The sequence below is a fragment of the Paenibacillus cymbidii genome (assembly GCF_004764705.1).
In the GTDB taxonomy this organism is placed as follows: domain Bacteria; phylum Bacillota; class Bacilli; order Paenibacillales; family NBRC-103111; genus Paenibacillus_AN; species Paenibacillus_AN cymbidii.
On record NZ_SHLX01000048.1, the window covers coordinates 1 to 12135 of the forward strand.

The window sequence follows — 12135 nt, forward strand, 5'->3', positions numbered from 1 at the left end:
TGATTACAATCGCACTCGCATCCATTCGTCAATTGGTTACCTCACCCCGCATTTATGCGAAAAAAGGTACTACGAGCAACAGCAGATCGCTTAAATTGTGTGTCTACTTTCTTGACAAAGGTACAGGGGGAGCCGATGGTGGTGCCGGAGTCAGGTGGGATCTGGTTGGATGGGGATTGATGTCTGAACCAGAGCAAAGCTGGACGGGGATGCCGAAATTGATGCCGAATCCAGGCGAGGTTGCTGAAGTTAGTGCCGGAGCCGGGTAGGAAGAGGTGAGCCGGATTACCGAAGTTGATGCGGGGCCGGGCAGGATGAGGCGGTCGAAGGATTGTCGAAGTTGATATTGAAGCCGGGCGGGACGTGGCTAGGCAAGGATTGCCAATGTTGATGTTTGGGCCGGTGGGACGAGGCAAAGTTACCGAAGTTAATACCGGAGCCGAGCGGACCGGGGCGGGTTACCGAAGTTGATGTTAACGTCGGGGCCGAGTGGGACGTACTCTTGGCAGAATCGTGTCTCCTGAGCGCTTCATCGCCCCGCAGCGGCCGGCCGGAGATAAAATAGGCCATAAAAAATGGCCTATTTGCCCCATTTCGCCGGTCTCGTCGGAAATAGCCAGCGAAAACACTGGTTATTTTCGCCAAATGGCTCCATTCCGGGCAAATGGAAGCAAATAGCCAGTGAAATCACTGGCTATTTCGTGGCGACTGCCCATTAATGGCGAAATAGGCCATAAAACATGGCCTATTTCCGCTGCGCTTATTCTCCTTGCAGCTGTGCGGCCGACAGCTCGTTCAGCAGCGGCTGGCCCTGCAGGTGGCGCTCCACATTGCCGACGAACACGTCCCACACCCGCGTGAGGAAAAAGGGGCTGAGCGACGAGCCCGAAATATGCGGCGTCATGATGACGTTCGGGAACCGCCACAGCGGATGATCGGCCGGCATCGGGTAATGGTAATGCGTATCGAGCGCCGCTCCGGCGATGCGCTGTTCCCGCAACGCCGCAAGCAGCGCTTCCTCGCGGATCAGCGGACCGCGCGCCGGGTTGAGCACGTACGCGTGCGGCTTCAGCGCCGCCAGCTCGCGCTCGCCGACGATGCCTTGCGTGCGCGGCGTAATCGGCAGCGCCATGATGAGAAAATCGAGCCCGCCGAGAAACTCCGGCTCCTCGCCGGCAGTGAAAACCCGATCCGGCAGCGTGCCGTCCGGATCGCCGGCGCCCGGCACGACATACTGCGCGTCGCGCCGCTTGACCGACTCGCGCACGAGCACGTGCACGCAAATGCCCATCAGCTTGAGCAGCCGCGCCGTTTCGCGCCCGATGCCGCCGTAGCCCCAGATGCCGGCGACGGAGCCGCGGATTTCCCGCTGGAAGCGGGCCGAACGATCCCAGATGCCGGCTTCCTGGTGGCGGATCATGCCGCGCATGTCGCGCGCCAAATTGATCATCATCGCCACGTTCCACTCGGCAATGGCGGTGTCGAACACGCCAAGCGCATTGCAGGCGCGAACGCCGCGCGCCGGCAAGCCGAGCGGCAGCAGCTGCGAATAGCCCGCCGAGCCGATCTGGATCCACTGCAGCGAACGCATCGCGGACAGATTGGTAGGCGCAAACGTGCAGAACAGGATATGTGTATCCGCCGCCAGTTCCTCCGGCAGTTCGTAAGCGTCCTGGCGTTCCGGGATCACCGTCACGTTTGCTCCCGGCAGCGCGCGCAGCCGCTCAAGCTGCTGCGGCTCCACCGCCATATTAACAACGATATTCAGCTTCATCGTGTATTTCCACCCCGCTTCCTTATGGCGTGTCTGACTTACCCCCGGTAAGCCTGCACAAAACTTCCTTGCATGGAACGAAAATTCGGCCCAATCTGCTTTCCCCGGAGTGTTCAGTCACGCCCTAGTCGACCAGAATTTTCCCCGGTACGCTGTTGAATTCCCCGCTGCCTGGAACGAACGGGTATTTGTTTTTGATCTCGTCCGTCAAAATAACGCCGAACCCCGGCTTGTCGCACGGATGCACGAAACCGTCCTTCAGGATGAACGAGTCGGTGACAATATCGCTGTGCAGCCCGGCATAGTCCGGCGGAATTTCGAGAATGCGCGTGTTGCCGGAAGCGAAGCCGCAGTGGATGTTCTGCATCAGGCAGCCGCCGGCTCCCCAAGCATGCGTCGCAAGCTGCCGCCCGTTCTGCTCCAGCATGGCGGCGACGCGCATGAACTCGCCGATGCCGCCGATGAACGCCGCGTCCGGCTGGCCGATATCGAAGCAGTTGCGGTCCAGGAACGTCTGCCATTCGCACACTCCCGCCAAACATTCGCCCGCCGCGACCGGTATGCTGGTCCGCTGACACAACGCCTCGTAGCCGGCAATGTCCGTGTAATGAAGCGGCTCCTCGAAGAAAATTAAATCGTACGGCTCCAGCGCCTTCAACACCGTTGCCGCCGTCTCCAGATCCCACGTTTTGGTTGGGCTGTTGCCCATATGGCCGTCCATCATGATGCCGACATCCCGGCCGACGTGCCCGCGGAGAAACGCCAGCTTGTCGGCTTCGAAGGCGGCGATTTCCTGCGGGTCGTCAGGCATGTGCCAACGGCCCAAGGTTGCATCAAGGCAACCGGCGCCGATCTTGAGCGCGCGGAAGCCGAGCGACAAGTAGTGGTCCGCTTTGGCGGCGAGCCGGTCCTTCGGGTAGTTGCTCGGGCCGCCGGTTGCGTAGCAAGCCAGCTTGTCGTGCTTGAGCCCGCCGAGCAGCTGATACACCGGCAATCCGACCGCCTTGCCGGCCAAATCCCACAGGGCGGCTTCGATGCCGCCGAGCACGGACAAGCCGAGACCGACGCGACACCAGAAATTGCCGCATTGGTACATACGGCGCCAGAGGACGTCGATATTGTCCGGCTCCACCGTCTGCCCGATCAGAATCGGCTTGAAGAAGTCGACGATCGTCGGCACCGATTCGGGAAAAAAGTAGCCGATATACGTTTCGCCGAGCCCGATCAGCTCCGTATCGGTATGGATTTCAATGAATGCCGCGCTGCGGCGTTTGCGCGCTTCCGACAGAAACGGGTCGTTCGTGCACGGTCCGGTCATCAGCACTGTTTTGACATCGGTAATTTTCACGTTTTCTCCTCCATGGGGCGATTTACCCCCATTATAGGATGGGAACCTCCGCGAACCTAGAGGAAAAAATCGCGGTTTCTAGCACTTTTGCACGGGGAGACAACTTGCAGGGAGCGGCCTGGATCGGGTACATACTGGCAACCTGATAGCTGATAGCCTTCGTAAGAAAGCACGTTGCCATTCCCGCGGTGATCGGCTATACTTTATTTATAGACTGGTCAGTCGGTTTATTAACGGAAAAGGAGTGAGATCGATGGCCAGACCTGCCGGACAAGGCGAGCATACCAAGAAACGGATCGCGCTGCGGGCGAAGGCGCTCTTCGAGCAGAAAGGCTATTCCGCCGCCACCATGGACGAGATCCGCGAGGCTGCCGGCGCCAGCAAAGGCAGCATCTATTACCATTTTAAAAGCAAAGACGAGCTCTTCCTGTACATCCTGGAGCTGACGATGCTGGAGTGGGTGAACAAGTGGGCCGCGATTGCCGCTCCCCTGCTCACGGCGACCGACAAACTGTACGCGCTAGCCGAACACTTCGCCTCCGACTTCCAGAACCCGCTCATCAAAGCGGCAGAGGAGTTCAGCGGCAGCGAAGCTGCCGATCCGGCCGTACTCGCCCGTTTGTTGGAAATTACCCGCATCCACTATCCGATCTTCCGGCAGCTGCTCGAGGACGGAATGGAAAGCGGCGAGTTCGCGCGCATGGACGTAGACGAATTGATGTACATCGTGCTCGGACTGATGGGCGGCCTCGGCGTCGCTTATTACGAGCTCGGAGCCGAGCGGATTGCCCCCCTGTATCGCAAGTCGATCGATGTTTTGCTTCGCGGCATTGGCACTTCCGGCGCAGGCAGCTAAGATAGGGTTTCCGGCGATCTCCGGTGCGACGACTGGGGAGCCGACCGCTCTTTGACAGGCATGGAGCCCGCGGAGCGGAGTTCGTCGGATTTTCGGAATGCGGGGCGGTTATTTTTTTGCCCGATTATCTGACCGACCAGTCGGATTATTAATAAGGAGGCGAGGGAGCCATGAAGGAATTATGGAAAAACAAAGTGTTTGTACTGGTGGCTTCGGCTGATCTGTTGCAGCAGATCGGCATCTGGGTGCGGAACATGGCCTTGCTGTTCTACATAGTCGAGCAGACGGGCAACGACCCCGTGGCGGTATCGCTGCTGACCGTGTTCGAATATGCGCCGATCTTCGTTTTTTCGATTGTCGGGGGTACGCTCGCCGACCGCTGGAATCCGAAACGGACGATGATCACCGGCGACGCGCTCAGCGCCGTCTCCATCGCGGTCATCCTTTCGTTCGTCGTGGCCGGCTGGTGGCAAGTCGTCTTTGCGGCGACGGCCGTGTCGGCTATCGTCAGCCAATTCTCCCAGCCCTCGTCCGCCGTCATGTTCAAGCGCCATGTGCCCGAAGATCTGATCCCGGCGGCGACCGGCGTCACGCAAAGCCTGATGGCCCTCTTCACCATCATCGGCCCGGTGCTCGGTACCGTCATTTATTCGTGGGCCGGCGTCAAGAGTTCCCTCGCCCTGCTGATCGCCCTGTTCACCTTGTCCGCGCTGATGCAACTGGCACTGCCGACTTACAAGAGAGCCTCCCGGCTCGCCGGAGGCTCCGTCTGGAAAGAGATGAAAGCCGGGTGGGCCTACATGCGCGGCCAGCGAAACCTGATGCTGATCACGCTCTCCTTCGCCCTGATTGGACTCGGAGCCGGCCTCATCCAACCGCTTGACGTCTTCCTCATCACGGAACGGCTTCACCTGGATAAAGAGGATCTGCAATGGTTTTACTCGCTGGCAGGCATCGGGATGCTGATCGGCGGGGCGGCAGCAGCGACGCTCGGCCGCAAAGCGAACCCGCGTCTCGTCGTCGCGGCCGGCTTCGCTTTCCTGGCGCTGTCGGTCGCAGTCGAAGCGCTGTCGGTCTGGACCGGATTGACCGCCTCCATGCGGTTTCTGGTCGGCGCGGCGATGGCCTTCCTGCAAGTCGTCCTTGGCGCGACGCTCATCTCGATGGTCGAAGAAGCTTACATCGGCCGCGTCAACGGCACCGCGACGCCCGTTATGATGGCCGCCATGCTAATCGGTACCGCCGCATCCGGCTTCCTGATGAAATCGATCTCGCTCGTGCCCACCTACCTGATCGCCGCGGCGATCATCCTCCTGTCGGTGCCGATTGCCCTGCGGCTTCGTTTTTCCGCTCGGGCGGAGGTGGAGGTGGGCTCCGGCGGCTGATAAATAGCTAACAGTACCGGATGGGGGAATTTTTTCTCTCGTTGGATCAACGATACGATCAGTTTCTGTCTTAGTGAGGGACAAACAAATGGTTGTTTGTCGCGAGAGAAGCCGCGATCATTAAAGAGTACAACAGTGGCGGATAGCCCAATACCGGCCAGGCTCTCTTTTCGAGCCTGGAGTGGCTGATTGCCTCGGCGACTCTAGGCGAGCCAGATTCCCTCGATTGCGATTTCAGTCCACTCCTCCGCGGAGGATGCGACAAACAGCACCTGAGCGTACAACTCTGTTGAGAATAACCGTTAGGGAAGATCACCCTGACGGTCCTTTGGGTTTGGCGTCTGAAAGGGCTGCTTTTTTGCCCCGCGGCCATCGGGGCAAGCGCAATGCCGCGTGGGCAATCTGGCTTGGCCGGCAACTGCCAAGCCTCCAGTGGAGCCGGGCCGATACAAGGGAAGGCAGGCCTTGTGATGGAGGATCGTCTATCATCGAGCAGACACTTTGCTTCATGCGCACCATTCCCCCATCCGCCAACTAGCACCTTGCCAAATAGGCCATTTTTTCTTGCCTATTTCGCCAAAAACGGGCAGCCTCTTCAAAATAACCAGCGAAATCACTGGCTATTTCGCTTGAAGTGTCGATATGAAGGCGATCTGGGGCAAATAACCAGTGTTTTCACTGGCTATTTCCGTCGAGCCGGGCAATAGGAGGCAAATAGGCCATTTTTAATGGGCTATTTTGGTTGCCAGCAATAATCGGGCCACTCAGGGGCCCTTTGTTTTCGGATGGTTACCTTGGCCCCATGGATTCCCGGCATCCGAAAACAACTAGCGATCGGAAGAGCGGCCTTCCACGCAGCGGCTGGCTGCAGCGTGAAGCTGGGTTACGCTTCCTAGCGCCAGCACGCCTGCAACATCCTACCCCCACCCCGAAACTTATGAATTCTTATATATGAACAAATGATTTCAATCCACTCATCCGTGAAAGATGTGGCGCGATCCGGTGCAGCTGCGCAGGCGGAATTGGGGCATTTCAATCCACACATCCGTGAAGGATGCGACAGCGAATTTCACCCAAAAACATACTACAAAACCCATTTTCGTGGTAAAATCCACACTTGCAAAAGAATATCAACACAAATAAGCTCCAATTGACGTCCACTTTCTAGTAAAATATGAAAATTATACAATGCGAGTCCTTCAGGAAAATCATGTTCGCTCCACATTCGCACCATCAATCCACATTTGTCGAAAAACCGTGCATTCATGATCCAATATAAACTAAATTAGGAACATATCATCAATCTTGCACAACCTTTTTCACAAGCGTCCGACCAGCGGTCATATCATCTTTTTCAACAAAATGATGCTTTCCGTCCCAATCATTGTCCGGGTAACTCAAATTACGGAAAGAAATAACCTACCAACGCCGCATACCGATCTTGGGCAGACAGGCAAGTGTCCGTTAAAAACCCTTTTTCAGAACGGTATTCCTTCAGGCCGCGATAGTAAAACAACTTGTGCTCATGGTCGATGATGAAGGGCATAATATCGTGATTCAAACATTCCTTGAACATAATGATCCTGCCCACCCGCCCATTGCCATCCTGAAAAGGATGGATACTTTCGAATTCATAATGAAATTCGACGATATCCTCCAGTGACACAGTTGCCTTGCGACCATACGCGGCCAGCAGTTTGGCCATGGCTTCTGCTACTTTGGCGGGGGCGGTCGTTTCCATATCACCTACCATATTAGGCCTGGCTTTGTAATCCCCAACCCGGAACCACTCTTTCCTCTCATCGGTAGTATTTCTTTTCAAAATGCGGTGATATTCCTTTATGATTTCTTCCGAAAGGTTGCTCCGCGCGTGTTTCAGCATATAGTCAAAGCAAGCAAAGTGATTGACGGCCTCTATAATATCGTCAACATTTGCCGGTTCTCCGGGATCCGTATGAAGCGTATTGGTTTCAAAAATATAGCGGGTCTGCTCCTCAGACAACCTGCTGCCTTCAATCCGATTCGAGTTGTAGGCAAGCTTAATTTGGGTCTGATGGTACAGTCCCCCTCTCAACCCCATCTTCATTTCTTCCTGCAAAAGTTGCCATAAAGTGGGTCGCGTCATTCCCTTTCTCCTCGCTCATAAAAAGATTCGTTCCCCTTGCTTCTGCTTGCTGTTACCATTATAGCATTTTAAAGGACATGATATGCAGCCGCCCGCCGCTCCCCATATTGATAGGAAGGGAGACCAGTGGATTCACTTCTTGCGTGCAACCTCCCATTACGTCGCGGGTGGCACTCACACAATGAATACTTGTTTTCGAAGTCGCGCTCCTGCTCCACGCATCCGTGAGGGAGGCGACGACCGTATCCAACCAGTTTGCGCTCTGCTGCTGGCTATTTCAATCCAAGCATCCGCGAGGGATGCGACGTTGGCGTAGGTTCACCGTCAAACTCAATGCTCATTTCAATCCACGCATCCGCTAGGGATGCGACTGGAACTTATTACTTTAACCAGCTTCGCCGTATCATTTCAATCCACGCAGCCCTTGCGGGATGCGACATGTAAATGCCCAATTCATGGTATATTGTGAATACATTTCAATTCACGCATCCCTTACGGGATGCGACGTGCTATCCTCGAGCGGTATGTTACGCAACTGGAATTTCAATCCACGCACCCCTTGCGGGATGCGACTCACGACGACGATCGCTGACGATCTTGTTGGTGCTATTTCAATCCACGCACCCCTTGCGGGATGCGACCCCCGAGATAATTCAAACAAAGGGTTTGATGTGATTTCAATCCACGCACCCCTTGCGGGATGCGACGACGGCTACGATAAATTCAATCGGGAACATAGGGATTTCAATCCACGCACCCCTTGCGGGATGCGACATGCAGGTGAGTGCGACCCACTCCCCTTTACCACATTTCAATCCACGCACCCCTTGCGGGATGCGACGCGGCAGCTTTTCATCGGGAGTGGTTACGTTTGATTTCAATCCACGCACCCCTTGCGGGATGCGACGAAAGCCGTCCTTCTCGCCCATTTGATCCAAATTATTTCAATCCACGCACCCCTTGCGGGATGCGACCAAGGCGAGCAGGGCATACAGGGCGAGCAAGGTCCATTTCAATCCACGCACCCCTTGCGGGATGCGACAAAGGTTCGAAAAACCTTGTACCGCTCCCCCTCATTTCAATCCACGCACCCCTTGCGGGATGCGACGAAGGCGTTACCCTGACGACGGCCGACAAAGCCATTTCAATCCACGCACCCCTTGCGGGATGCGACTTCCTCGATGAGATGATCGCCGAGCACATGATGGAGATTTCAATCCACGCACCCCTTGCGGGATGCGACAAGAGCAGATTCGCCGTTACCATTTCGCGAAATTATTTCAATCCACGCACCCCTTGCGGGATGCGACGTGGTAATACATATCGCATCCGAAAGGGAGTAGGATTTCAATCCACGCACCCCTTGCGGGATGCGACGCCTTGAATTGATCCTGAATTTCGAAAGTGCATAAGGTCAATGCAAAATGCTAAAGCAACGGTGATTTGAGATGTAAAAATGTAGGAGTTCCCCAGGACAAGTGAGAACGGGAGCTAGTAGCGGATGGTCTTTCCCCCTCCCCACAGAAGAGGCCTCCACTATTTCCATGTAAAATTATTGCTTCCATCATTCTAACTGTACCACTCGAGCCTCGATCCGTTTCCAGGCATAACGGCTGGCGAAGTCTTTTATAAGCTTCAATACGACAGAGCGGCTATGCCGGATGAGCGTCGCAGCACAATGAAAGAATTCTAGGCGGAACCTTGCAATCGTGTAACCCTGATGCACCGGTTCACAGCAGTCACGTTTGAAGCGCTCGAACAGATTGTAGGCAAGGAGCTTGATCAGCAAGTCCAGTTCATTGGCTTGAAAATCGCCTGTTGCAATACGGTCGATAGAGAAGCCGTTCTTGGCTTCTTTAATATAGTTCTCGATGCAGCAGCGCTGGTTGTAGAAACGCCATAAATCGATCGGCTCCCATGCCAGATTGGTCACGATCGCCTCATATTGCCAGTCGGTATCAAACACGATCCGGCCTTGACCATCGTCGAACACTTGCGCCTTGCGGATGATGGCCACCCGGCGCGCTTTGTTCCAAGAGGTTGCTTTATAAATCAAGGAAATGCCTTCGATGATCCAGTCTTCGTCGACGAAGCGGTTCCAAAAGCGGCAAGCCTGCACCTCCTTGGCCAGTCGCTGGGTCCATTTCAGCTTGCCGACATAGCCGATGTTTTTCTGCTCCCACAAGCTGTAGAAATCTTCGCCGCCGAAACCTTTGTCGAATCGGGCGTACTTCACTTTGCGTTCTCCGATCAGGTGAAACGTTTGTTTCAAAAAGTCGGCGGCATCGGTGGAAGAATGCGTATTACCCGGTCGAAGCACCGTGTTCAAGTGAAACCGGGACTGCCCTTCAAAAGCGAGCAGCGGATGATAGCTTTTACGCCCGGGCTTGTGCGGATTGGTGCCCTTGGCCGCGCCGGACTGGTCGCCGTACACCGTCTCCACCGTGGAATCCAGATCGAGAATCAGCTCAGACGGTAAGCAGGGCCGGATAATCTCCTGATTCAGCATTCGCAGTTCGTTCACCAGATTGGGGCAAGAACGACCGAGCCTGATCAATTCCTTGTACAGCAGGCTGTGGTGCGGACAGCGGCCGCCGAGAAAGCGCCTCAGCAGCGCATCGCCTTGCAACCGACGAAAATGGAAAATTCGTTCACAGCCGAGCATCCAACCGACGATGAGATAGAGCAGGATACGGTGAACGGGAAAGAGTGAGTTGCGCGCTTTGCCTCATGAGAAGCTGCGCATGGCGTCGGCCAACTTGATTTTTTCTAGAAAGACCAGAAAGATTTTGACGCCACCATAACTGGTTGCGTTTTGCAGGGAAAATTCAGACTTGATTTTGCCAATGGCTGTGGTAGACTTCACCTAATAGGTGCTCCTCTCTTTGGGTGATGTTGTTCTGGACAAACACCATTCTACCAAAGATTAGAGCCCTTTTTTTATTTTCTCAGAGAGCGGTACTTTCGAAATTCAGGTTGATATTTTGTCCCATCAGTAAATTATTTCAATCCACGCACCCCTTGCGGGATGCGACCATCGCACGTTTCAAGCGTGGCAACGTTTGTCGAATTTCAATCCACGCACCCCTTGCGGGATGCGACCAACTTCCATATCCGCAGCATGGGAAGTAGTGGAATTTCAATCCACGCACCCCTTGCGGGATGCGACAATGCTCCCGGGTTGCGTATACCGGGACAGGATGTATTTCAATCCACGCACCCCTTGCGGGATGCGACAAATCTGGGGAGACGGATACTTCGACGATATCGCTAATTTCAATCCACGCACCCCTTGCGGGATGCGACCTGTAATGCGCTCGACATCAAAATCGAAATCTCTTGTATTTCAATCCACGCACCCCTTGCGGGATGCGACACTTGCCGGTTTACGGTATCCTGCAATTTAAGCTATTTCAATCCACGCACCCCTTGCGGGATGCGACGCAAATCAAACGGCGAAAGGGAGTAGCGAAAATATTTCAATCCACGCACCCCTTGCGGGATGCGACTGATACCGACGCGGCCGAATTTGGTTTTATCGGGATTTCAATCCACGCACCCCTTGAGGGATGCGACGTTGTTACGATTTCCGTATCCATTGCTTTGTTGGGATTTCAATCCACGCACCCCTTGCGGGATGCGACGATAACATTCTACATCAGATTTACAATTAATTCGAGATTTCAATCCACGCACCCCTTGCGGGATGCGACAGCATCGGGGTCAGCAGGAAATGGCTTGGTTGACGATTTCAATCCACGCACCCTTGCGGGATGCGACGCAATTGACCGCGGAAGAGTTGATCGCGCTCATAATTTCAATCCACGCACCCCTTGCGGGATGCGACTGATGCGAGGTGGAGGATCTTGTCAAGCAATACAAATTTCAATCCACGCACCCCTTGCGGGATGCGACAAGAAAACTTGGAGCAAGGTTGGCGGACAGATGCAATTTCAATCCACGCACCCCTTGCGGGATGCGACGTACCGTACGAGCCACATATAGCGTTTTGGAAAGAATTTCAATCCACGCACCCCTTGCGGGATGCGACAAATTTGAGGTTCTGATGGGGAGGTTTTCTGGGTATTTCAATCCACGCACCCCTTGCGGGATGCGACAACTGTCGCAATGGCTGTCTGAGGAGCTGGAGGAAATTTCAATCCACGCACCCCTTGCGGGATGCGACGCCGGGCATACCATTGCACTCCGGGAACCGGCGTGATATTTCAATCCACGCACCCCTTGCGGGATGCGACAGATCAAAATCATATCGATAATACTCACCAGTTTATTTCAATCCACGCACCCCTTGCGGGATGCGACCCTCCCCGCGAGTGCGATAATCTTGTCGCTGTTGACATTTCAATCCACGCACCCCTTGCGGGATGCGACTAGCGCTTAAACGATTTTTCCTTGAATCGTGCCGTATTTCAATCCACGCACCCCTTGCGGGATGCGACATCGCGTTCTTCGCGAGCTGGATGACCTGGAGACGATTTCAATCCACGCACCCCTTGCGGGATGCGACATGCTTACCTTCGATGTAGCGGTTACGGTTGTTCTATTTCAATCCACGCACCCCTTGCGGGATGCGACGACAATGAGTCGGAAATGTACTACTATCGTAACATTTCAATCCACGCACCC

At 54.9% G+C, this 12135-nt stretch carries 6 protein-coding genes, 1 pseudogene and 3 CRISPR repeat arrays (1 of these 10 only partly in view); of the genes and pseudogenes, 3 read left to right on the forward strand and 4 right to left on the reverse strand.

Features of this window, described 5'->3' with window-relative positions:
* Nucleotides 1-269, forward strand: a 269-nt coding sequence (locus tag EXY20_RS39615; RefSeq protein WP_207671396.1) for a hypothetical protein, incomplete at its 5' end; no start/stop codon positions are given.
* Nucleotides 270-760: 491 nt separating this feature from the next.
* On the opposite strand, the gene EXY20_RS36180 is transcribed toward EXY20_RS39615, so the two are convergent.
* Nucleotides 761-1774, reverse strand: a complete 1014-nt coding sequence (locus tag EXY20_RS36180) for a D-2-hydroxyacid dehydrogenase (protein ID WP_135557306.1) — start codon at nt 1772-1774, stop codon at nt 761-763.
* 124 nt (nt 1775-1898) lie between these two features.
* The gene (locus EXY20_RS36185) at nt 1899-3122 is read right to left on the reverse strand and encodes a mandelate racemase/muconate lactonizing enzyme family protein (protein WP_135557307.1); all 1224 of its coding nucleotides are present in this window, start codon (nt 3120-3122) and stop codon (nt 1899-1901) included.
* A 253-nt stretch (nt 3123-3375) separates the two neighbouring features.
* On the opposite strand from EXY20_RS36185, the gene EXY20_RS36190 reads away from it, so the two are divergent.
* The gene (locus tag EXY20_RS36190) at nt 3376-3978 is read left to right on the forward strand and encodes a TetR/AcrR family transcriptional regulator (protein ID WP_135557308.1); all 603 of its coding nucleotides are present in this window, start codon (nt 3376-3378) and stop codon (nt 3976-3978) included.
* Between the two features lie 170 nt (nt 3979-4148).
* Nucleotides 4149-5363: an MFS transporter gene (locus EXY20_RS36195; RefSeq protein ID WP_135557309.1), complete on the forward strand. Its 1215-nt coding sequence runs from the start codon at nt 4149-4151 to the stop codon at nt 5361-5363.
* Nucleotides 5364-6765: 1402 nt separating this feature from the next.
* Here the strand turns inward: EXY20_RS36195 and EXY20_RS36200 are convergent.
* Together EXY20_RS36200 and EXY20_RS36205 are read right to left on the reverse strand one after the other, a co-directional pair.
* Nucleotides 6766-7488, reverse strand: coding sequence for a Fic family protein (locus EXY20_RS36200; RefSeq protein WP_207671397.1), 723 nt, complete (start codon nt 7486-7488; stop codon nt 6766-6768).
* Nucleotides 7489-7893: 405 nt separating this feature from the next.
* A CRISPR array of direct repeats spans nt 7894-8865; the repeat unit is 33 nt; unit sequence ATTTCAATCCACGCACCCCTTGCGGGATGCGAC.
* Between the two features lie 187 nt (nt 8866-9052).
* A pseudogene (locus EXY20_RS36205) lies at nt 9053-10354 on the reverse strand (IS1380 family transposase).
* 136 nt (nt 10355-10490) lie between these two features.
* Nucleotides 10491-11202: direct repeats of the CRISPR family, unit length 33 nt; unit sequence ATTTCAATCCACGCACCCCTTGCGGGATGCGAC.
* A 100-nt stretch (nt 11203-11302) separates the two neighbouring features.
* Nucleotides 11303-12135: a CRISPR direct-repeat array (repeat unit 33 nt; unit sequence ATTTCAATCCACGCACCCCTTGCGGGATGCGAC); it runs 355 nt beyond the window's last position.